The sequence below is a fragment of the Amycolatopsis sp. NPDC114503 genome (assembly GCF_055633655.1).
Window position 1 is genome coordinate 57,722 of record NZ_JBVKDT010000020.1, and the last position, 21,277, is coordinate 78,998.

The 21,277-nt window shown below is 70.6% G+C and carries 16 protein-coding genes; 7 read left to right on the plus strand and 9 right to left on the minus strand.

Annotation, left to right across the window (positions count from 1 at the left end; all coding sequences use genetic code 11):
* Positions 1 to 17: 17 nt before the first annotated feature.
* The 3 genes from ACZ7OI_RS45985 to ACZ7OI_RS45995 all read left to right on the plus strand — a co-directional run bounded on the left by ACZ7OI_RS45985 (position 18) and on the right by ACZ7OI_RS45995 (position 5,436).
* On the plus strand, positions 18 to 1,472 hold the full coding sequence (locus ACZ7OI_RS45985) for an aldehyde dehydrogenase (NADP(+)) (RefSeq protein WP_470270415.1): 1,455 nt from the start codon (positions 18 to 20) through the stop codon (positions 1,470 to 1,472).
* Positions 1,473 to 1,550: 78 nt separating this feature from the next.
* Entirely contained in the window at positions 1,551 to 3,863 is a 2,313-nt protein-coding gene (locus tag ACZ7OI_RS45990; protein ID WP_470270416.1) for a polysaccharide lyase 8 family protein, read from the plus strand.
* Positions 3,864 to 3,969: 106 nt separating this feature from the next.
* Complete coding sequence (locus ACZ7OI_RS45995; RefSeq protein ID WP_470270466.1) at positions 3,970 to 5,436, plus strand: flavin-containing monooxygenase; 1,467 nt, start codon at positions 3,970 to 3,972, stop codon at positions 5,434 to 5,436.
* A 353-nt stretch (positions 5,437 to 5,789) separates the two neighbouring features.
* On the opposite strand, the gene ACZ7OI_RS46000 is transcribed toward ACZ7OI_RS45995, so the two are convergent.
* Positions 5,790 to 6,533: a maleylpyruvate isomerase family mycothiol-dependent enzyme gene (locus ACZ7OI_RS46000; protein WP_470270417.1), complete on the minus strand. Its 744-nt coding sequence runs from the start codon at positions 6,531 to 6,533 to the stop codon at positions 5,790 to 5,792.
* Positions 6,534 to 6,577: 44 nt separating this feature from the next.
* On the opposite strand from ACZ7OI_RS46000, the gene ACZ7OI_RS46005 reads away from it, so the two are divergent.
* Positions 6,578 to 7,468, plus strand: coding sequence for a MerR family transcriptional regulator (locus tag ACZ7OI_RS46005; RefSeq protein WP_470270418.1), 891 nt, complete (start codon positions 6,578 to 6,580; stop codon positions 7,466 to 7,468).
* 309 nt (positions 7,469 to 7,777) lie between these two features.
* Here the strand turns inward: ACZ7OI_RS46005 and ACZ7OI_RS46010 are convergent, their stop codons facing one another.
* The 6 genes from ACZ7OI_RS46010 to ACZ7OI_RS46035 all read right to left on the minus strand — a co-directional run bounded on the left by ACZ7OI_RS46010 (position 7,778) and on the right by ACZ7OI_RS46035 (position 16,230).
* On the minus strand, positions 7,778 to 8,938 hold the full coding sequence (locus ACZ7OI_RS46010; protein WP_470270419.1) for a VWA domain-containing protein: 1,161 nt from the start codon (positions 8,936 to 8,938) through the stop codon (positions 7,778 to 7,780).
* Complete coding sequence (locus ACZ7OI_RS46015) at positions 8,935 to 11,115, minus strand: DUF5682 family protein (protein WP_470270420.1); 2,181 nt, start codon at positions 11,113 to 11,115, stop codon at positions 8,935 to 8,937. The genes ACZ7OI_RS46010 and ACZ7OI_RS46015 overlap by 4 nt, the downstream gene beginning before the upstream one ends.
* Positions 11,112 to 12,197: an ATP-binding protein gene (locus ACZ7OI_RS46020; RefSeq protein WP_470270421.1), complete on the minus strand. Its 1,086-nt coding sequence runs from the start codon at positions 12,195 to 12,197 to the stop codon at positions 11,112 to 11,114. Before ACZ7OI_RS46020 ends, ACZ7OI_RS46015 begins: the two co-directional genes overlap by 4 nt.
* The gene (locus tag ACZ7OI_RS46025) at positions 12,194 to 13,636 is read right to left on the minus strand and encodes a DUF5691 domain-containing protein (RefSeq protein WP_470270422.1); all 1,443 of its coding nucleotides are present in this window, start codon (positions 13,634 to 13,636) and stop codon (positions 12,194 to 12,196) included. Before ACZ7OI_RS46025 ends, ACZ7OI_RS46020 begins: the two co-directional genes overlap by 4 nt.
* Positions 13,633 to 14,946 (minus strand): SWIM zinc finger family protein, encoded by a 1,314-nt coding sequence (locus tag ACZ7OI_RS46030; protein ID WP_470270423.1) that lies wholly within the window; start codon positions 14,944 to 14,946, stop codon positions 13,633 to 13,635. The genes ACZ7OI_RS46025 and ACZ7OI_RS46030 overlap by 4 nt, the downstream gene beginning before the upstream one ends.
* A 126-nt stretch (positions 14,947 to 15,072) precedes the next feature.
* Positions 15,073 to 16,230 carry an NAD-dependent epimerase/dehydratase family protein gene (locus ACZ7OI_RS46035; RefSeq protein WP_470270424.1) on the minus strand — a complete coding sequence of 386 codons (1,158 nt, stop codon included), beginning with the start codon at positions 16,228 to 16,230 and terminating at the stop codon, positions 15,073 to 15,075.
* A 187-nt stretch (positions 16,231 to 16,417) separates the two neighbouring features.
* On the opposite strand from ACZ7OI_RS46035, the gene ACZ7OI_RS46040 reads away from it, so the two are divergent.
* A complete protein-coding gene (locus tag ACZ7OI_RS46040) occupies positions 16,418 to 16,924 on the plus strand; it encodes a GtrA family protein (protein WP_470270425.1) in 507 nt (168 codons plus the stop codon).
* On the opposite strand, the gene ACZ7OI_RS46045 is transcribed toward ACZ7OI_RS46040, so the two are convergent.
* Both ACZ7OI_RS46045 and ACZ7OI_RS46050 read right to left on the minus strand, forming a co-directional pair.
* Complete coding sequence (locus ACZ7OI_RS46045; protein WP_470270426.1) at positions 16,854 to 19,028, minus strand: glycosyltransferase family 2 protein; 2,175 nt, start codon at positions 19,026 to 19,028, stop codon at positions 16,854 to 16,856. The two genes, ACZ7OI_RS46040 and ACZ7OI_RS46045, sit on opposite strands and share 71 nt — an antisense overlap.
* Positions 19,025 to 19,969, minus strand: a complete 945-nt coding sequence (locus tag ACZ7OI_RS46050) for an NAD-dependent epimerase/dehydratase family protein (protein WP_470270427.1) — start codon at positions 19,967 to 19,969, stop codon at positions 19,025 to 19,027. Before ACZ7OI_RS46050 ends, ACZ7OI_RS46045 begins: the two co-directional genes overlap by 4 nt.
* A 254-nt stretch (positions 19,970 to 20,223) precedes the next feature.
* Here ACZ7OI_RS46050 and ACZ7OI_RS46055 point away from each other — a divergent pair, with 254 nt between their 5' ends.
* Together ACZ7OI_RS46055 and ACZ7OI_RS46060 are read left to right on the plus strand one after the other, a co-directional pair.
* A complete protein-coding gene (locus ACZ7OI_RS46055) occupies positions 20,224 to 20,667 on the plus strand; it encodes an XRE family transcriptional regulator (protein WP_470270428.1) in 444 nt (147 codons plus the stop codon).
* Positions 20,664 to 21,272, plus strand: coding sequence for a hypothetical protein (locus ACZ7OI_RS46060; protein WP_470270429.1), 609 nt, complete (start codon positions 20,664 to 20,666; stop codon positions 21,270 to 21,272). Before ACZ7OI_RS46055 ends, ACZ7OI_RS46060 begins: the two co-directional genes overlap by 4 nt.
* The last annotated feature ends 5 nt before the right edge of the window (positions 21,273 to 21,277 follow it).

Genomic DNA, 21,277 nt, shown 5'->3' on the forward strand with positions numbered 1-21,277 from the left:
TTTGACGAGGAGATCCATTGAGCCGCGTAACTTCCGCCACGGAACTGGAAAGCGTCCTGGCCGCCGCCGCGGCAGCCGCCCGGCCGTTCGCCGAAAGCACGCCTGCCGAGCGGGCGCGCTGGCTGGCTGCCGCCGCGGACGCGCTCGACGCCGCCGCCGACGAGCTGATCCCGTTGGCGCATCAGGAAACCCGCCTCCCGGCCGCGCCGCGGTTGAAGGGCGAACTCGCGCGCACGACGTTCCAGCTCCGGCTGTTCGGCGAAGTGCTGCGAGACGGCGAATTCCTGGGCGCGACCGTCGACCACGCCGACCCGTCCTGGCCGATGGGCGCCCGGCCGGACCTGCGCCGGGTGCTCGTGCCGATCGGGCCGGTGCTCGTGTTCGCCGCGAGCAACTTCCCGTTCGCGTTCAGCGTCGCGGGCGGCGACACCGCGTCGGCGCTGGCGTCCGGCTGTCCGGTGGTGCTCAAGGCGCACCCAGGCCACGAAGAGCTGTCGACGCGGACCGGCGAGATCGTCGCGCGGGCGCTGACCGACGCGGGTGCGCCGGAGGGTGCGTTCGCGGTGATCCACGGGGTCGAGCAGGGCGTCACGGCGCTCAAGGACCCGCGGATCTCCGCCGCCGCGTTCACCGGTTCCGTGCCAGGCGGGCGTGCGTTGTTCGACATCGCGGTCTCGCGGCCGACGCCGATTCCGTTCTACGGCGAGCTGGGCAGCGTCAACCCGGTCGTCGTCACGCCGGGTGCAGTGGCCGCGCGCGGCGAAGCGGTGGCGAAGGGCTATGCCGGGTCGTTCAGCCTCGGCGCGGGCCAGTTCTGCACCAAGCCGGGGTTGTTGTTCCTGCCCGAGGGACACGGGTTGGACGACACCCTGCGCGAGGCAGTCGGCGCGGTGGCTCAGCAGGAAATGCTGAACGACCGGATCGCGGCCGGGTTCGCGCAGAAGCTGGCGGATCTGCGTGCGGTGTCGGGCGTCGAGTCGATTGTGGAAGGCGCGCAGGACGGTGATGCGTTCACACCGTCGTTGCTGGCCACCACCGCGAAGGAATTCCTGGCTGGCGGCGAGGCTGTCCGCGAGGAGCACTTCGGGCCCGCTTCGCTGATCGTCACCTACTCCGACCAGGCGGAACTGACCGAGGTGCTGGACAGCCTCGAACCCGGTCTGACCGCGACGGTCCAGGGCGAGGAGAGCGACGCCGACTTCGTGCGTCCGCTGCTGCCTTCGCTGACCCGGCTGGCCGGACGGCTGCTGTGGAACGACTGGCCGACCGGCGTCACGGTCAGCTGGGCGCAGCAGCACGGCGGCCCGTACCCGGCGACGACCGCGCCGACCACGACCTCGGTCGGCACCGCCGCGATCGAACGCTTCCTGCGCCCGGTGGCGTGGCAGAGCTTCCCGGACGCGCTGCTGCCGGAGGCGCTGCGGGAAGCGAACCCGTGGCAGCTGCCGCGCCGGGTCGACGGAGCGCGCTGAGCAGACCCCCTCGTGAGTGGCTAGGCCGGTTCTAACCGGCCTAGCCACGCACAACCAACCCCACTGGGAGGCACCGTCATGCCCGTGAACCGCAGAACCGCACTGCGTGGCGGTGCCATCGCCGCCGCGTCGGCCGCGCTGGCCGTCACCGCTCGCCCGGCCTTCGCTTCCGCGGATCCGCTCAAGACCATCGTCGCCGGTTACCGCGAGCTGCAGACGGGCATCAACCGTCCGTCGCCGGAGCGCACGGCCGCGCTGAAGAACCTCGGCCGGGTCGCGAAGTCGTACTACGACAGCATGACGGTCTCCGGGAATGGTCCACTGTGGACTGACCTCCCGCTCGGGCCCGGCAGCGACTACACCACGTCGATGTACGCCCGGCTGCGCGCGATCGCCGTCGACTGGGGGACGCCCGGCAGCACGCTTTCCGGCGACCCCAAGGTGCTCGACGGGATCAAGACGGCGCTGGAGCTGATCTACGCCAGCCAGTACAACCCGCAGGTCGGCGAGATCGGGAACTGGTACACCTACGAGATCGGCGTGCCGTACTACCTGCTGCACACCCTCGTCACGGTCGCCGACCAGCTGACCGCCGACGAACTGGCGCGCTACGTGAGCCCGGTCAAGCGGTTCGTCGGAAACCCGAATGTGCGCGCGAACAACCCGAAGATCGTCGAAACCGGCGCGAACCGGGCGGACAAGGCGCTCATCTCCATCGTTTCCGGCGCGCTGACCGGCGACACCGCGTGGATCCGCACCGGCATCGACGCGATCACCGACGTCGCCGGCGGGGGAGCGGCGAGCGTCCTGGCGAAGCTGGACCGCGCGGCGGGCGACGGTTTCCACGCCGACGGCTCGTTCATCCAGCACGACACCATCCCGTACCCCGGGCACTACGGCATCGTCCTGCTGACCGCGCTCGCCGGGACGCTCCACGTCACCGAGGGCACCGAGTACGCGCTGCCGGACGACCTGAAGCAGAAGGTGTACGCGCTGGTCGGGGACACGTTCGCGCCGTTCGTCTACGCGGGCGCGCTGATGGAGCCGGTGCGCGGGCGGATGCTGTCGCGCCAAGGCGAAACCGCGCACGACATCGGACACCAGCTGACCGTCGCCACCCTCGTGCTCGCCCGCTCGGCGACCGGAACCGTCAAGACCGAGTTGTCCGGCCTCGCCGCCAAGTGGATCAAGGAAGGCACGTACGCGCCGTTCCTGGAAATCCCCGATCCGGAACGGTTCGCGCCCGGTCCAGATCTTGTCGCGACCCCAGGCATCGAGTTCGCCCAGGAGATGCTCGCCGGACGCGTTCGGCCTACGCCGATCGTCGCGACGCACCGGATTTTCGGCCAGCAGGACCGGATGGTGCACGTGACCGAGGGCTGGTCCGCGTCGCTCGGCGCCGGCTCCGCGCGAATCTCGCGCTACGAGTCGATCAACGGGATGAACCTGCACGGCTGGCACGTCGGCGACGGCGTGCTGTATCTGTTCCTTCCCAACGCGAAAGGCCACTATTCCGACGCCTATTGGCCGACCGTCGACCCGGCGCTGCTGCCCGGCACCACCGCGAAGGCCGGCCCGCCGGGACCGCTGGCGGCCACGCCGTTGACGACGAAAGCGCACGTCGGCGGCGTGCGCTGGGACGCCCGGCACGGCGCGTACGCAATGGATTTCGTCTCCGAAGACGGTTCTTTGTCAGCGAAGAAATCGTGGTTCTTCACGCCGGCGGGCGTCGTCTGCCTCGGTGCGGGAATCACCGACACGTCCGGGCAAGCGGTCCGGACGACGATCGAAAACCGCAACCTCGGCGAAAACGGACGCGGCACGCTGCTGGCCGACGCTCGCGCGGTCGGCGATTCGGCTGCGCTGCACCGGCCGCGCTGGTTGCACCTCGACCACGTCGGCGGGTACGTCCTGCTCGACAACGCCGAGGTCACCGCCTTGCGCGAAGACCGGATCGGGGCGTGGCGCGACGTCGACACCGGTGCCAACACGAAGGGCACCACGACGCCGAACACCCGGCGGTACCAGAAACTGGTGATCGAGCACGGCGCGAAGCCGGTGGACGCGAAGTACGCGTACGCGGTCTTGCCCGGAGCGTCGGTGGTGGGGACTGTCGCGTCGGCGCTCTCGTGGCGCGTCCGGGCCAACACGGCCGATGTCCAGGCCTTGCGGCTGTGGGATAACACACTGCTCGCAAACTTCTACAGTGCGGGTACCGTGGACGAGGTATCCGTCTCAGGACCCGCTTCGGTGGCGCTCGGCAGGGACAGCCTCGCTGTTTCCGATCCGACGCAGCTGCAGGACAGCGTCCGCGTGACGGTGCGGCGGCGCACCGTGGAGGTTCCGCTCAAGGACACCTTCGGCGCCACCAAGGTCGTACCCCTGCGGTGAGCACGGTTTTCCCCGCCGGGCCGGTGGTTCCCGGCCTGGCCCGGCGGGGCCCCACTTGAGTCGGCCCGGCCGTAGGGTGGGCGGAGCTTGTCTTGATCGGGGAGGAATTGTGGCGCATTTCGATGTCCTGGTCGTCGGAGCCGGGCTGTCCGGCATCGGCGCGGCGTGCAGGCTGCAGCAGCAGGCGCCGGGCCGGACGTACGCCATCCTCGAAGCCCGAGACACGATCGGCGGAACCTGGGACCTCTTCCGGTACCCCGGCGTGCGGTCCGACTCCGACATGTTCACGCTCGGCTACCCGTTTCGCCCCTGGCGCAAGGAACAAGCCATCGCGTCCGGCGCGGAGATCCTGGAGTACATCCGGGAAACCGCCGCGCACTACGGGATTTCCCGGCACATCCGATTCGGCCACCGGGTGGTTCGGGCAGCCTGGTCGTCGACCTCGGCCCGCTGGACGGTAGAAGTCTCGCACGACGGCGAGATCGTCACCCACACCTGCTCTTTCCTGTATCTGTGCAGCGGCTACTACAGCTACGAAAACGGCCACGTCGTCGATTTCCCCGGCCGCGACGCGTTCCGCGGCGAGATCGTGCACCCGCAGTTCTGGCCGGAGGCCCTGGACCTCTCCGGCAAACGAGTCGTAGTGATCGGCAGCGGCGCCACCGCCGTGACCCTGGTGCCGGAACTGGCTTCGCAGGCGGAGTCGGTGACGATGCTGCAACGCTCGCCAAGCTATGTCCTGGCCCGGCCGTGGACGGATCCCCTCGCCCGACGCCTGCGGAAATTCCTGCCTTCGCGGCTCGCCTACCACGTCGTTCGAGCGAAGAACGTGCTGGTGACGACGCTGCTCTACCAGTTCTCCCGGCGGCGGCCCGAGCGCGCGGCAGCGTTCTTGCGCGATGGGGCCGCGAAGCAATTGCCCCCTTCGATTCCGGTGGACCCGCATTTCTCGCCCCGCTACCAGCCCTGGGACCAGCGACTGTGCCTGACCCCCGGTGCGGATTTCTTCCGAGCGCTCCGCCGCGGAAACGCGGACATCGTCACCGACCGGATCGACCGCTTCACCCCCGAAGGCATCGCGCTGGAATCAGGCATGCACCTGCCCGCGGACGTAGTCGTCACCGCGACCGGCTTGCGGGTGATCGCGTTCGGCGGAATCGAACTGAGCGTGGACGGTGCGGTGATCGAGCCGTCGGAACAGCTGGTGTACAAGGGAATGATGCTGGGTGGGGTGCCGAACTTCGCGTGGTGCCTCGGCTATGTGAACGCCTCGTGGACGCTGCGGTCGGACCTCGTTTCGCGCTACGTGTGCCGGTTGCTGAACCACCTGTCCCGCAACGGTTTCGACACGTGCGTGCCCCGCCCGCCGGCGATCCCGGAGTCGACGCGGCGACCGATCATGGACCTGACGTCGGGCTACCTGACGCGCGCCGCCTCGGTCCTGCCCCGCCAGGGCAACCGGCGACCATGGCTGATGCGGCAGAACTACGTCCTGGACGCGGCCGACCTGCGGCTGAGCCGGGTGGACGACGGGGTGCTGCGGTTCGAGCGCGCTTTGCGGCGGAGTGCTTGACCTCCTGACTTCGGTTCTGCTGGGCGTTCGTGGCTCCGCAGGGGTCGTGTTGAGATCCCTCAGCCTTGAGTGTTCAGCGTTTCTGGTGGCCGCGCGGCGGTCGTGTCGAGGTGTCCGCCGCGGTGGCCCGCTTCCTAGTCCGCTTCACTGCGGAAGTCCTTCCACTCGGCCCAGCACTGCTGGCCTGGTCGGCTCTTCAACCGACGTGACCGGGGCCGTTGCGGTGCCGAGAGCGACTTCGGGCTCGCCGGCAAGCCGGGACGACCGCGTTGTGCCCGGCGGTCTTCGCCGTCCGTCCTCGCTCTGCCCTGAGCCAGGGATCGAGCACGCCGGCTTCCGCAACGTCGACGACCTCACGCCGCCGTGTGTGCGAGCCAGTGGCCGGCCAGGTCTTGGTCCCCGGTAATCGTGATCCGGCCGGGCGGCAACCGCCGGGTGAGCACCAGCAGGAGATCTCCGACAGGACCGGTCAGCGTCACGTCCGCGGTGTCGGTCGCGCGTTCCCACCGCACGCCGTCGGGGGTGCGGGTGATCAGCCAGCCCACGCTGGCGCCGGGGTTGAGCCGGAGCGTTTGGCCGGTGCCGCGGAGGGCCGAGAAAGCCGGTCGCAGCGTCGTCATGGCCGGGTGGGACAGCATTTCCAGCCACTCGCTGATCGCGTCGGCCGCGAGGTCTGGGGCCACCTCGAACGCGGCGCCCGCGGCGAGGGCCGCGTCCGCGTGGTGCACCGTCGTGTCGTGGAGCATGCGGCGCAGCCAGAACGTCGCCGGTCGCGGGCCGAAGAATGTCCACACTGGACTGTCGGCGGCGGCGAGCACCGCGTCGGCGAGGTCCGCGGCTCCGGCGCGCAGCCAGCCGGACCATTCGCCGGGCGCGCCGGGGTTCGCTTCGAACGGGTCCGGCACCGGGGCCGCCCCGGACCGGATGAGGCTCGCCGCCCAGCGATGCGCCTGTCCGACGTGTCCGGCCAGCACCCGCAGCGGCCACTCCGGGCAGGTGGGCACCGGAGTCTCCGGATCCGCGCCGGTCACCGCCTCCGCGAACCCGGCGGTGTGCTCGTGCAATCCCTGGAAAAGTCGTGCGATGTCGAGATCCATGGTCGTACCGTAGGAACTCCACCCGGCTGGAGGTTCCATCGGAAGTGACCGGCGACACACTCGGAATCGGCGATCTGGCGCGGCGCACCGGCGTGCCCGTCCGCACGATTCGCTTCTACTGCGACGAGGGACTGCTGGAGTCGGCGCGCAGCGTCGGCGGGCACCGCCGGTTCGATCCGGCGGAGGTGCACCGCCTGAACCTGGTGCGGCGGTTGCGCGGACTCGGTCTGAACCTGAAGTCGATCGCTGACGTTCTCGCTGGAGAGCGTTCCCTCGCCGAGGCAGTGGCCGCCGAGCGCGTCGCGCTGGACCGCGAGGTGACGACGTTGGCCTGGCGACGCGCAGCTCTCCGCGCCGTCGAGGAGGCGCCGCCTGCCGACCGCGCCGCTCGGCTCGAGCTGTTGTCCGCGGTGACGGACGGGTTTGTCGCGCAGGAGGCTCTCGTCCGCTTCTGGCATCCGATGGCCACCGGCACAGTCCCGCCGGACACGGCCGACATGTTCCTCGCCGTGAGTGCGCCGCGGCCGCCGGAGCTCCCGACTCCGGCGCAGGTCGTCGCCTACGCCGAACTGGTGCTGCTCGCCGCCGACCGCGCGTTCGCCGCCCGGATGCGGACCAGCCCTCTGGTCACTCGCCTCGGCGTTCTCCACGACGGCGTCGGCGCGGCGTGCGAGCTGGCGTCCCCGCGGGTGGCGGCTGGAGCCCGGCCGGAACCGGGGCCCGCGCTCGACCTGTTCGCCGCGGCGCACGCCGCCGCGGCCGGAACCGGCGACACCCCGGAGTTCCGGTGCGCGCTGCGGCGGCGCACCGCTGCCGACCGGCATCCGCAGGTACGCCGCTACTGGCATCTCGCGGGCGAGATCACCGGCGAAGCCGCGCCGGTCGGAGTCGCGCATACGTGGTTGCTGGATGCGCTGGACTGTTCGGTCGGCTGAGGCTTTCCCCGCTGCGGGCATGCCAGCGTGCCTGTCGTCGGCTTGACCGCGGAACTGAACGGCAAGCAGGGCAACGTATTCCGTTCGGCTGGGACAAAGCCGCGCACGGCCACACCTAAGGCGAAACGGTGGCCCGTCGGCGAGACATGAGGGGCGTCCTTAAGCCAAGCGACGACAGCGTCGACGAACCCGTCCGCAGACGACAAGGCTTGTGCCGCTGGATACCCCGGAGCCCCACCGGCGTTGCCCATCCGCCTCGGTGCGTTCCCCGGCGAAACCGTGCTGCGCGAACTCGGCCGTGGCGTCAGGTCATTGGGCGGTCGCGGCGGCTGCCCAGCGGCTCAGGTCCTCCCTTCGGAGCGCAGCTGCCATCAGGTCCGGGAAAAGGTCTGGCGTGCAGGCGAAAGCGGGCACCCCCAGCTCGGTGAGCGCGGCCGCGTTCTCATGGTCGTAGAACGGCGCTCCGGAGTCCGACAGCGCCAGCAGCGCGACCACCTGCACCCCGGACCCGACCAGGTCCGCGACTCGGCGCAGCAGGTCGTCTCGCACTCCGCCTTCGTACAGGTCGCTGATCAGCACCAGGAGTGTCTGCTCGGGGCGCTCGACCAGTCCTTGGCAGTACGCCAACGCGCGGTTGATGTCGGTGCCGCCCCCTAGCTGGGTGCCGAACAGGACGTCGACGGGATCGTCCAGGTGATCGGACAGGTCGGCGACCGCGGTGTCGAATGCGACGAATTTCGTGCTCAAGGCGCGCATCGAGGCGAGGGCTGCGCCGAAGACGCCCGAGTACACCACGGATTCCGCCATCGAACCGGATTGGTCGACGGCCAGGATCACGTCGCGCCGGACGCTTTGTTCTCGGCGGCCGAAGCCGAAAAGCTGTTCGGGCACAATGGTTTTCAGGTCGGGCGAGTAGTGCTTCAGGTTCCGGCGGACGGTGCGGTTCCAGTCGATGTCCGCGCCTCGCGGGCGTTGGGTGCGGGCCGCGCGGTCCAGCGCGCCGCGCACTGCGGCTCGGGTGCGTTCGGCCAGTCGTTCCTCCAGCTCCGTGACGACCTTGCGCACGACGGTGCGGGCTGTTTCCTTCGTCTCCTCCGGCAAAACGTTGTTGAGGGACAACAGGGTGCCGACTAGGTGGACGTCCGGTTCGACGGCGCTCAGCAGTTCCGGTTCCAGCAGCATCCGGGTGATGCCGAGCCGGTCGACGGCGTCGCGTTGCATGACTTGGACCACCGAGCCGGGGAAGTACTTCCGGATGTCGCCCAGCCAGCGCGCGACGCGCGGGGCGGAGGCTTGCAGGCCGCCGCTGCGTTCGCCGCTGCTGCGCGGGTTTTTGGGGCGCTCGTCGTAGAGGGCGGCCAGCACGTTGTCGACGCCGGTGTCCCCTTCGGACAGTGCGTGTCCGGTGCCGTCGGAGTCTCCGCCCAGCACTAGGCGCCAGCGGCGGAGGCGTTCGGGATCGGTGCTCACGGGGCGGCTCCCAGGAGGGTGGCGAAGACCGGCAAGGCGGCTGCGGCGCGGATTTCGTCCAAGTCCTCGACGACTGTCGGCGCGACCAGGCGAGCGCCGGACAGGGTGGCGGCGCGTTCGCCGATCGCGCGTTTTTCGGGGCCGGCGAAGGTGCCGAAAGTGCGGCGCAGCAAGGGAAGCACCTCGGTGAAGACCTCGGGCGGGATCGAGGTCAGCCAGGTGTCGACGACGCGCAGCATGCGTTCGTCGTGCACCAGCAGGAGTGCGCCGCCGGAGAAGAAGCCTTCGACGTAGGCCGCGCCGTCGGCGGGTGCGATGCCGGGGGTGAGCATGCGGCCCAGCCGAAGTTCGACCTCCGCGCCGTCGAGCAGGTCGGCGTCGTGCAGGAGGCGCACGATGCGGCCTGCCAGCAGCGGCGGCAGCGAGTCGCGTGCGGACAGACGGGCGAGGGCGGTGAACCACCGGTCGCGGGAGGCGTCGCCCAGGAGGTCGGTGGCTTCGTGGACGTCGTCTACCAGTTCGCAGAACTGTGCGGCGGCCTCCTCGTCGATGCCGTGCACGGCGGGCGGGAGCCCGGCGCAGACCCGGGTGAGGATCCGGTCGGCGACTTCTCTCAGCCGTGCGGTGTCGGTGCCGCGGACGTCGCCGTAGCGGGTCGCCCGCGCGAGCGGAGGCAGCGCCGTCATGAGGTGCGCGACGTCTGCGTCGGCGGCGGCGCGGGTGTCCAGGGCGGCGAGGGTTTCCGGCAGCGCGTCGGCAAGGTCGGCCAGGAGACAGCGTTCTACCGCGGCGGTGATGTCGGCGAGCGGTGGAGCTTCGGCGACGGCTTCGCGCACGACCGAGGTGGCGGCGGCGGGCACGGTGGTTCCGTGCACGGCGGCCGCGACCAGGTCGACCTCGAAACCTGGCTCCCAGCACAGGGTCCAGGTCTCGCGGAAGGTGCCTTTGTTCCGCACCGAGGACAGTTCCGGCTCGCCCCAGGGGATCCCGAGGATCTGCAGGCGGTGCAGCAGGCGCGAGCGGTCGAGGCCGCCGGGGGTGCGCAGGTCCAGATCGAGTTCGCGCGCCTGGGGTTCGCGTTTGAGCCGGAGCCGCCGGGCGGTGGCGATCAGGTCGGCGGCCAGCGGCGCCTGCGGAACGCTCTCCGGCACCTCGCCGAGCAGTTCGCCGACCACCAGCCGCCGGGTGACCAGGTCGGCCTGGACGTCGTCGCCTCCGCACAGGACCGCGCGGGTGGCGGCGTCGACCTCGGCCAGCCCGGCCGACGACCGCCCACGCAGCGCGGCCAGAGTGTCGGCCAGCCGCACTGCTTCGATCACGTGCGCGGTGGAGACCGGCAGATCTTCCTCGCGCAGCACTCCGGCGACAGCGGTGAGCCACCGGGTGGTGACGTCGTCGGCGGTGCTGAACAGGTGGTGATACCAGCCGGGGGAGCGGACGCCCGCGCCGTAGCCGGTGACCGACGCGAGCCTGCCGTGCGTCCACGGCACCCACGTGCACACGACCTTCCGCTTGGGGAGTCCTTTGAGGACGGACTGGTCCTTGGAGGCGGGCGGCAGCGGATCGGCCAGCGCGGGCACGTGCCAGGCCCCGCAGACCACGGCGATCCGTTCGTAGCCTTCCTTCCGCGTCTTGCGCAGCACGTTCCGCATGTACGCCTCGCGCCGCTGCTCGTGCGGATCGTCCGGCCGTTCGTCTTCGCGCAGCGCGGTCATCGCGTCGGCGATCACCTCGAACGGCGATTCGTCGCCCCGGCGCGACTCGACGAAGTCGTCCCACCAGCGTTCCGGATCGTCGTATCCGCCCGCCGCGGCCAGTTCCGCGAGCGGGTCGGCGCGGGGCGCGGTCCGTTCCTCGCCGAGCGCGAACTGGTGTGCTGCCGGGAGATCGCAGAACTTCACCGGGACGCCGGCCGCGGCGGCGTACCGCAGCGCTTGCCATTCCGGGCTGAATACCGCGAACGGCCAGAACGCCGCGCGCGACACGTCGTCGGACGCGTACGCCAGCAACGCGACCGGCGGCCGCATGTCGTCGTCCGCGGCGAGATCGACGAGCTGGTCCGCTTCCGGCGGTCCCTCGATCAGCACCACGTCCGGTTCCAGTTCGGCGAGCCGGGCGGCCACCGCCCGCGCCGAACCGGGACCGTGGTGCCGGATCCCGAGGAGGTGAGTGGTCATCCGGCGATCTCCTGGCCTGCCCGGTAGAAGTCGGCCCAGCCTTCCCGCTCGCGCACGACGGTTTCCAGGTACTCGCTCCAGATCGCGCTGTCGGCCACCGGATCTTTCACGACCGCACCGTGGATCCCGGCCGCGACGTCCTGCGCGCGAAGCACGCCGTCTCCGAAGTGCGCGGCCAGCGCGAGGCCGCCGGTGAGCACGCTGATGGCTTCCGCCGTCGACAGCGTGCCGGACGGGGTTTTCACCGCGGTGCGACCGTCTTCGGTGCGGCCGGCCCGCAGTTCGCGGAAAACCGTGACCACGCGGCGGATTTCGGCGAGATCGGCGGCTTCGGCGGGCAGCGACAGCGCGGCCCCCAGCTGGCCGACCCGCCGCCGGACGATCTCCACCTCGGCCTCGGCGGTGTCCGGCAGCGGGAGCACGACGGTGTTGAACCGCCTGCGCAGCGCGCTCGACAGCTCGTTGACGCCCTTGTCCCGGTTGTTCGCCGTGGCCACCATCGTGAACCCGGGCCGGGCCTGCACTTCGGCGCCCAGCTCCGGGATCGGCAGCGTCTTCTCGGACAGGATCGTGATCAGCGAGTCCTGCACGTCCGCCGGGATGCGGGTGAGTTCCTCGAGCCGCGCGACCTTGCCGTCCCGCATCGCGCGCAGGACCGGGCTTTCGACCAGCGCCTGGTCGCTCGGCCCTTCGGCGATGAGCCGCGCGTAGTTCCAGCCGTAGCGGATCTGCTCCTCGGAGGTGCCCGCGGTGCCTTGGACGAGCAACGTGGAGTCGCCGCTGATCGCCGCCGCGAGGTGCTCGGACACCCAGGTTTTCGCCGTGCCCGGCACGCCGAGCAGCAGCAGCGCGCGGTCGGTCGCGAGGGTGGCGACCGCGACCTCGATCAGCCGCCGCGGGCCGACGTACTTCGGGCTGATCTCGGTGCCGTCGTCGAGTTTGCCGCCGAGCAGATAGGTGACCACCGCCCACGGCGAAAGCAGCCACGACGGCGGCTTCGCCCGGTCGTCGGCCGCGGCGAGAGCGGCCAGTTCGCCGGCGTATTCCTGTTCGGCGTGCGGCCGGAGGACGGGGGACGTCATGCGAGCTCCTTGTGCATTTCACGGCGGAAGGACAGGGTTTCGGCGACTGCGCGCCGCCACGGGGCGGCCTCGCCGGGAAGCGGGATCTCGGCCAGCGGATGGCCGAGGCAGGGGACGGGCACGGCTTTCGCGATCAGCGCGGCCGCATGCGCGACGAGCCGGTGATCGCGTTGCCCGGCGACCCAGTCGAGCAGCACGGTGCCGAGCGCGGCGGGCCACGGCTGAGGCAGGTCGAGGATGAGCCGGGTGAGGGCTTCGACCGGCAGCCCGCGAGTCAGCTTCGCGACCGTGGCGGCCTGCTGTTCGGGCGACAGCACACCAATGAGCGCCGCGGTGCTGCGCCCGCCCGGCTCGGCTTCCACGAGGGCTTGCGCCCATTGCTCGTCGCGTTGCCGAAGCGCGGCGGTGGCCCAGCTTTCGCGCACCACGTTCAGCGGCGGGCCTTCGACGAGCATCCCGGCCAGTTCGCCCGGACTGCCGTACTCGGCCCAGAATCGCAGGGGAGTGGCGGCGATGACCGCGCGCAGGCGGGCAGTGCCCTGCCCAGGCCCGGCCGGGACGCGGATGCCGTCGCGGACCAGGCCGTCGTCCGGCTCGGGCGGAGCGAATTCGAGGACGTCGGCCCGCAGCGCGCGGCTGCGCACGGTGACGCAGGCGCGCAGCCGTTCGATCATCCGCTCGCCCGAGGCGGAATGGGGGTACCGGCCGATCAGCCGCAGCGCGATCTCGCGGACCCCGGCCGCCCGGTCGCCGAGCGCGGCTTCGACGAACGGCTCGTCCTCTTCGGTGAGGTGCTCGCCGAGCAGGGACAGGAACGTCGCCCTGACGTCGGCTGGTTCGTTGCCCCAGGCCGCGGCGAGCGTCTCCCGCGCGCGGGCGGGATCGGCGACGAGCACGCGTTCCAGCCAGGCCTGCCGCCGGGCGGCGGTGCCGAACCGCCAGGCGTTGTCGCTGGTGTCGTCCGCGGCGGCGACCAGGAACGCCCACTCCGGGTTCCGCTCGCCGAGCCACGCCCCGACCGGCCCGGCGACCGTGGCGAGCGGCGCCCGCAGCGACACCCGGGTGCGCGCCGCGTCGGCCAGCGCGGGCAGCCGCTCGGCCGGGACGCGGAATCCCTTGCCTGCCACCGTGGCGAGCCATTCCTCGACCAGTTCGGGCCGGTTGGCCGACAGCAGGTGCACGAGCCGCGCCCGCGCCACGGCCGGGATGAACGGGCGGTTGTCCGCTGCCGCGGCGGGTTCGGGTTCGATCCCGGCGAGCGGTTGCTGCCCGGCGCGCCGATAGCCGGTGTACGCCGCCGCGGCGACGAGCGCCTGGTCGGCGGGGTCGGTGCGTTGTTCGGCGATTTCCCTTACCCCGGAAGGAAAACTAGCGGTGTCGACGGTTCTGCGGCGGGTGCCGAGGAGAACGGTGCCGACGAGGTCGTCCCAGGCGGTCACAGTCGCACCATCCCGTCGCGATGCCAGCAGCTCAACGGCCGCAACCCCGCCGTCGTCCACTCCGCGGCCACCGTCACCGGCTGCTCAGCCGCGAGGGCGAGCAGCGGCCAAGGATCCACCGTCGGTGCCAACGGCAAAGCCGCACCGTCTACATCGGACAGTGCCCAGCCGTCCCCGTGCCGCGCCGGGCGCAGATCGGACAGCAGCACCGGCCACCGGTCCAGCCAGGGATCGGCCGCGAGCGCCTCGGCATGGTCGGCAAGCGCCGAAGCGCAAGTGCCGCCCACCGGTCCGCCCACCGGAGCCGCGGGTTCCTCGCGATGGTCGAACACCGCCCGCAGCGGCACCGCGCCCGGGTGGAACACCAGTTCTCCGGCGACCACGAACCCCGGCGGCAGCGAACTGTCCAGCGGACGCCCGGGCGGCGCGAACGACAGCACCAGCGCGTCCCGGCCGCTGCGTTTGCCCCGCAGCCACGTGCGCCTGCTGCGCAGCGAATCCTGCTCCTCGTCGATCGCACCGGTGATCAGCCACTGGTCCGGAATCCGCTCGCCGGACTCCAGCACCTGCGCGTTGCTCACCGAGAAGCCGAGCCGGGTCCGGACCGTGCCGGCGAGCGCGGCGGGCAGCGATTCCACCCGGTTGGCGGCGTCCGCGAGCACGTACACCAGCGACAACTCGGCCAGCAGCCGATCCGGCCAGTCCCGGCCGCGGCCGACCAGCGCGGCGGCCCGGCGCAGGCCGTTCGCCAGCCCGGGAGCTTGCGCGTCGACCATCCGCGAGGCGACCGCGGACAACTCGTCGGAGCCGCCGCGTTCGAACGTCGCGAACCCGGCCGACACCCGGTCGGTGAGCCATCCGCGCAGCTCGGCGGCCCCGGCGGTGACGCGTGCGAGCCGCTCCTGCGCCCGCTTCGCCGCCGCCTCGAGATCCCTCGGCGCGTCTGTCTTCTTCTCGGTTCGCTCCGCTCGCGCCGCCCGTTCGTCCAGCCACCGGTGCACCCATCCGGGCTCCTCCGCGCGGGGGAGCTGCCCGTCGGCCCAGCGCAGCAGCAACCCCAGCGCGTGCTTGCACGGGAACTTCCGGCTCGGGCAGGTGCACCGGAACGCGGGCCCGGCCGTTTCCACCGTCGTCTGATACGGCCGCTTCCCGCTGCCCTGGCACGCGCCCCAGACAGCACGGCCCGACGCGCCCGCGTCCGACCATTTCGCCGGCGCCGCCTGCCCGCGCCCGGCTTTCGCCGACGCGGCGTCCGGCGCGAGTTCGAGCACCCGCTCCGGGCTCCACCGCGCCGCTGCTTCGTCCCCCACGTTTTCCTTGCCGCTCTCCCGGTTCCGTCCCCCGCAGGGGCTGACCCGAAGAGCATCCCACCCGCCACCGACAATTTCCGCGACGGCGGCGGAACCAGGCGAAACGAGACGGAAACGGCCCGGAGGTCAGGAGGCTTCGACAGCCCCGCGCCAGCGCACCGTCGGACGCAGCCGCTCGTCGTTCACCCGGTGCTTGTTCGCGCCCACGATGTCGAACATCGACTCGATCAGCGTGTCCGACAGCAGGTGCGGCTCCAGCCCCAGCCCGACCAGCCCGGTGTGCTTGACGTTGTAGTAGTGCTCGGGCTGCTCGACCCGCGGGTTGTCCAGGTTCTCGATCTGCACCGGCCCCGGGAAGCGGTCGGCGACGAGTTCGGCGATCTCCCGCACCGACATGCTCTCGGTCATCTGGTTGAACACCCGGAACTCGCCGCGCTCCGCCGGATTCTCCACGGCCAGCCGGATGCATTCGACGGTGTCGCGGATGTCGATCAGCCCGCGCGTCTGCCCGCCCTTGCCGTACACCGTGAGCGGCTGCCCCAGAACGGCCTGGATGACGAACCGGTTGAGCACCGTGCCGAACACCGCGTCGTAGTCGAACCGCGTGGCCAGCCGGGGGTCGAGCGCGGTCTGCGGCGTCTGCTGGCCGTACACGACGCCCTGGTTGAGGTCGGTCGCGCGCAGGTCCCAGATCCGGCAGGCGAACTCGATGTTGTGCGAATCGTGCACCTTCGACAGGTGGTAGAACGAGCCCGGTTTCTTCGGGTACAGCATCCGGTCGCGGCGGCCGTTGTGCTCGACCTCGAGCCAGCCTTCCTCGATGTCGATGTTCGGGGTGCCGTACTCGCCCATCGTGCCCAGTTTGACCAGGTGGATGTCCGGGTCGACCTCGGCGATCGCGTACAGCAGGTTGAGGTTTCCGACGACGTTGTTGTGCTGCGTGTAGACCGCGTGCCCGCGGTCGATCATCGAATACGGCGCGGACCGCTGCTCGGCGAAATGCACGATCGCGGAAGGACGGAAATCGCGCACCGCTCCAAAGAGGAATTCCGCGTCGAGCAGGTCGCCTTCGTAGCGTTCGATCCGCTTTCCGGACACCGCGTGCCACGCGTCGGTGCGGGTGCTCAGGTCTTCGATCGGGACGAGGCTCTCGGCTCCGAGTTCGACGTCGTACTGCCGCCGCGCGAAGTTGTCCAGAACAGCCACTTCGTGGCCTTTGTCCGACAAGTGGAGCGCAGTGGGCCAGCCCAGGTAACCGTCACCGCCGAGAACCAGCACTCGCATCCGGAGCACCCTTTCCTTTCGTTTTCGCGACAGGCACGGCCTTTCGTGGTACACGAGGCCCGGTGTCGCGGTGGCGGATCCGAACCTAATCGCCCGCCGCTGATGTTCGGCTGGCAGTCAGCTGTGAATCCGCTGTGGGCCGGGGGGTCGCGCGGCGGAGCCGGCGGCCCGAGGGGAGACTGGGACTATGACGACGGTAACCAACCCGGCGAAGCCGCGCACGACGGAAGAATCGCCCAAGCCGCGCCGTCGCGGCCTGGCCCGGTTCTTCCGCGCGGCCGCCAGTTCGGTGGCCGCGACCCTGCTCAGCCAGGCCACGCTGATCGCGGTGCTCGCCGCCGGCGGGGCCCCGTGGCTCGCCAGCGCGTGCGCGTTCGCGGCCGGGGCGGTGCTGAACTTCTTCCTCACCCGGCGCTGGGTGTGGGGCCGCCGCGGCCGTCCGGAAATGGGCCGCGAGCTGCTGCCCTACGTCCTCGTCATCTCGCTCGGCGGCCTCGCCTCGGTCGGCCTGACCACGCTCGCCGGGCACCTGCTCGCGCCGCTGCACCTGTCGCACTTCTGGTGGGTCGTGCTGCTCGACGCGGCGTACGTGCTCAGCTACGCACTGGTGTTCGTCGCGAAGTTCACGATGCTCGACCGGTTCGTTTTCGACCGCGGCGCAGCACGTACCCCCGCCACCACGTCCCTGTCATGACCCGCGCGTAGTTCGCGCCGTACACGACGCTGCCGCCCTTCTTGCTCTTGCCCGCCTTGCGCAGCCGCATGCTCATCGGCCGTTCGAGCACGCGCGCGCCTCGCGCGGTCGCGCCCAGCAGCAGTTCCGACGATTGGTACTGCGGTTCGTTCAGCGGGATCGCGCACGCGAGTTCCGCGCGCAGCGAACGGAATCCGAACGACGTGTCGGTGATCTTCCGCCAGGTGAGCACCGAAGCGAGACACGCGAACACGCGCACGCCCACCCAGCGCATCCGGCTGTCAGCCTCTTCGTGCCCCAACCGCCGGGAGCCGGTCACGAAATCCGCGGTGCCGTCGAGAAGCGGCGCGAGCAGTTCGGCCATTTCGCTGTTGTCGTACTGACCGTCGCCGTCGGTCGTCACGATGTACTTCGCGCCGTTCTCGGCAGCGAGGTGGTACCCGAGGCGCAGCGCGGCGCCCTGGCCGCGGTTAGTCGGCGCGACGCACACGTACGCGCCATGGTCTTCCGCGATGGCCGCAGTGTTGTCCGTACCGCCGTCTACGACTACCAGGACGTCTACTGGCAGCCCGAGACATTCGTCCGGCATCTTCTCCAGGACCTGGCCGATGCCGCCGGCTTCGTTGTACGCGGCGATCACCACGGTCAGCTCGGACAGCTTCGCGCCGGGATGGCGGTCGTGGAAGTCCGCGATCGCGCCTTCGTCGACAGCGTCGGGATAACTGCCGAGGCGACGACGGCTCGCGACAGTGAGCGTGGTGAACCCGAGCGCGCCGGCGACCGGCAAGAGCACGAGCGCAGGCAGTTGGTAACGCCAGGAAAACTCGAACACCGCGGACGCGAACAGCAGGAACAATCCGGTGCCGGCGGCGAACAGCGCGCCGCTGCGAGCCGGGTGGCGGGGTTTCTTGCGCCGCAGCACGGTCAACAGGCCCAGCAGCGCGAAGAACCCGAGCACCGCGCCGGGCACGAATCCGCCGTTGATCTGGTAGTCGCGCAGGAACACCGCGATCGGCTCGTTGACCTCGGGATCCGTGCCGTCGTACTGCTGTGTGGTCGCCTTGAGCGCGGCTGGGTCGGCGAATTGCGGGTAGGTCAGCTGGAACTGCCACCGGTCGATCGGCACGTCGGTGGCCGCGGTGTAGCGGGTGAACTGGAAGCTCTTGCCGAAGTCGCCGAGGATCGACGTCGCGACGTCCCACCACTGCGCTTTCAGCGTGGTCATCGCGAATTCGTGCGCCAGCGCGCCTTTGTCCGCGCCGGGCGGCAACGGACCGGGCCACGCCGGGTCGAGATCGGCGTGCGTGTAGTTGTCGACCAGCCGGTTCTCGACCGGTTCGGTGGGACAGAACGGCCGCACGACCGGGTCGAGCCGGAGTTTCGCGCAGTCGGCGACCGCGGCGGTGCGGCCGTAGAGCATGCTGCCGGACGGCCCGCTCAGCCCCCATTTCCCGGTCTCTGCCTTGACTTGCGCGGCGTACGGCACCACCACGACGAGGATCCCGAGCAGCCCGATCCCGGCGTCGCGCCAGCCGCGCCAGGAACGCCAAGCGCTGCCCGCGGCGAGCACGTACAGCAGGAACGGCACGGCGACCGTGATGCCGATCAGCCGCACCAGCACCCCGAATCCGACCACCAGCCCGGCCAGCGCGATCCGCCGCCAGTTGGGTTTTCCCTTGGCCAGCACCAGCCACAGCAGTCCGAACAGCAGCGCCTCGAACAGCACTTCGGCCATGATGTTCTGCTCGATCTGCACCTGATAGGCGTCGAGCAGCAGCGGCGCGGCGGCCAGCGCGCCCACCCAGTTGCGTGCGCCGAGCCGCCGGGCCAGCGCGTAGATCCCGACCGCGATCGCCAGCCCGCCCAGGTGTTGCACAGCGGCGACGAACGACAGCCCGCCGACTGCGAGCAGCGGCCGCAGCAGCAGGTCGTAGCCGACGGGGTTGATCCCGTCGGCGCGCAGGCCGTGCAGATTGTCCAGGTACCGGAAGGAATCGATGTACAGCAGCGCCGGCTGGTACGCGATCCAGGACAGCACCCGCAGCGTGGTTCCCGCGGCGAGGAGCACCAGCAGGAACGCGTGGCGGCGGAGGAATCCGGTCACGGCGCCTCGGCCCGGTCCAGTCCGGAGAAGTACTTCCAGGCCGTGGCGAGGCCGTCGGCGAGGGCGATTTCCGGCCGGTAGCCGATGGTTTCGGCGCTCGCCGACACGTCCACGACCACCGCGGGCATCTCGCCGGCCGGCGCGGGCACGTGCTCGATCGGCAACTCGGCCCCCGTCACAGCGCGCACGGTTTCGACCATTTCCAGCACTGACACCGAATGTCCGGCGCCGACGATCGCGCGGCCGGTGTAGCCGCTCTCGTACGCGAGCGCGATCGCGCGCACGACGTCGTCGACGTGCACGAGGTCGCGACGCTGTTCTCCGGTGCCGTACACACGCACGCCTTCATTATTCAACGCCGCGCGCATCATGCGCGGAACGAAGCTGTCTTTGTGCGACATGCCAGGCCCGTACACGTTGGTGAAGCGCAACGCGCACGTCGTGATTCCGTACGCGCCCGCGTAGCCCGACAGCAGCATCTCGCAGGCCGCTTTCGTGGCGCCGTACGGCGTAAGCGGCTTCGTCGGCAGGTCGACGGTGATGGTGTTCGTGCCGACGTTGCCGATCACTGCGTTCGTAGACGCGAGAATAAAGCGCGGCACCTCGCGTACGCGGCACAGTTCGAGAAGTTCTTGTGTCACCGCGACGTTCTCCGCGTACGTGTCGCGCGGCAGCTCTACTGACTTCAGCACAGACGTCAGCGCGGCGAGGTGCACAATCCCGCCGACGCCTGCCTCGACAGCCGCTTCGCGGGTTTCGGCGTCACGCAGGTCTCCGACGACGACGCGCACTCCCTCGTCCGTCGTCTCGTAGCGCACGCGGTCCACAACCGTGACCGGATAACCGCGCTCACGGAACGCGCGCACGACAGCGCGGCCGATAAAGCCGCTGCCGCCGGTGACGACGACGGGTGTCCTTTCGGGACTGTGGGGGAGTGTCATGGCGCACAACCTACCTCCGCAGCCTGTGCGTCACTTGTGCGTCCCTCGGCCGGACAAGCCCGGACAGGCACGGACAGACACCGACGAGCGCGGGACCGCGTGCGGGCACCCCCAGCGACCGCACGCGGATCCCGGTGTTTAGTTTTCTAAACGATGTGCGGGGCGAGTGTAGCCGGAACGGGACGGCTGGTGTCAAGTTTTCGGGACGGTTATGCTGGACGCTGTTACGGAGACGGAACGGTGGTGGGGGCGGCATGGCCGAGCAGGCGGAGGAGCGCAGCTTCGCGGAGCGGCTGGCGCACCTGATCGCGACCGTCCACCCGCCGGACCGCAAGCCCTACTCCTACCGCGAGATCGCCCAGGGAGTCGCCGACGTCACCGGCGTCAGCATGTCGGCCACGCACGTGCAGCAGCTGGCCGTCGGAGCCCGGCGCGACCCGAAACGGTCGCACATCCAGGCGCTCGCGCGGTTCTTCGGCGTGCCGGTCACCTATTTCTTCGACGACGAGGTCGCCGGCCGGGTGGACGAGCAGGTCGCCGACGTCGTGGCCTGGCGGGACACCCAGGCCCGCGACCTGGCGCAGCGCGCGATGCGGCTTTCCGAGCGGGACCGGCGGACCGTTTCCGCCCTGATGGACCAGCTCGACAGCTACACCGAGGGACGCGATCGCACCCGGCGCGGACGCAAGCCGGAGTGAGCCGGGCGGCTATGCTGGCGACGGCCGGAGCACTGGGGACGCCCTGGTGCACCAGGCTGGTCCAGCCGCCGATCGCCTCGGGAGGGGACATCGACCCGACCGTGCGAGTGCGCGCCCGCGACCGGGTGCGCGACCTGCTGCGGCACGTGCCCGCCCCGCGGCCGTGGTCGATGAACGCGTGGATCGACCGGCTGGAACAGCACCGCGGCCGCGAGATCGACCTGGTCGCGGTCCGCTACGCGCCCGGCCAGCCCTCCGGCGCGTGGCAGCGTCGCGACGACTTCGACCTCATCGCGTACGCGGCCGGCACGTCGTCGCTGCACCAGGACCACATCATCGCCCACGAAATCGCGCACCTGCTGTGCGACCACCGCGGCGAATGCGTGCTCACCGACGCCGAAGCGGCGACGGTCGCGCCCGATCTCAGCGCGCACCTGCTGTCGCATCTGCTCACCCGCGTCACCACGAATTCCGACGAGTACGAAGCGGAGCTCATTGCCGTGTTCCTGATGAGCGCCGCGACGGCGGACGGCGCCCAGTTGCGGCCAGGCGCTTCCGGCGCTGCAGCGGATCGCGCGCGGCGCTTCGCGTCGCTGCTGGGGTAGCGCGC

Excerpts from the sequence above, each read along its gene's own strand:
- ACZ7OI_RS46015 (WP_470270420.1), bottom strand. The coding sequence starts at position 11,115 with ATGACCACTCACCTCCTCGGGATCCGGCACCACGGTCCCGGTTCGGCG.
- ACZ7OI_RS46020 (WP_470270421.1), bottom strand. The coding sequence starts at position 12,197 with ATGACGTCCCCCGTCCTCCGGCCGCACGCCGAACAGGAATACGCCGGC.
- ACZ7OI_RS45990 (WP_470270416.1), top strand. The coding sequence starts at position 1,551 with ATGCCCGTGAACCGCAGAACCGCACTGCGTGGCGGTGCCATCGCCGCC.
- ACZ7OI_RS46040 (WP_470270425.1), top strand. The coding sequence starts at position 16,418 with ATGACGACGGTAACCAACCCGGCGAAGCCGCGCACGACGGAAGAATCG.
- ACZ7OI_RS46000 (WP_470270417.1), bottom strand. The coding sequence starts at position 6,533 with ATGGATCTCGACATCGCACGACTTTTCCAGGGATTGCACGAGCACACC.
- ACZ7OI_RS46035 (WP_470270424.1), bottom strand. The coding sequence starts at position 16,230 with ATGCGAGTGCTGGTTCTCGGCGGTGACGGTTACCTGGGCTGGCCCACT.
- ACZ7OI_RS46050 (WP_470270427.1), bottom strand. The coding sequence starts at position 19,969 with ATGACACTCCCCCACAGTCCCGAAAGGACACCCGTCGTCGTCACCGGC.
- ACZ7OI_RS46055 (WP_470270428.1), top strand. The coding sequence starts at position 20,224 with ATGGCCGAGCAGGCGGAGGAGCGCAGCTTCGCGGAGCGGCTGGCGCAC.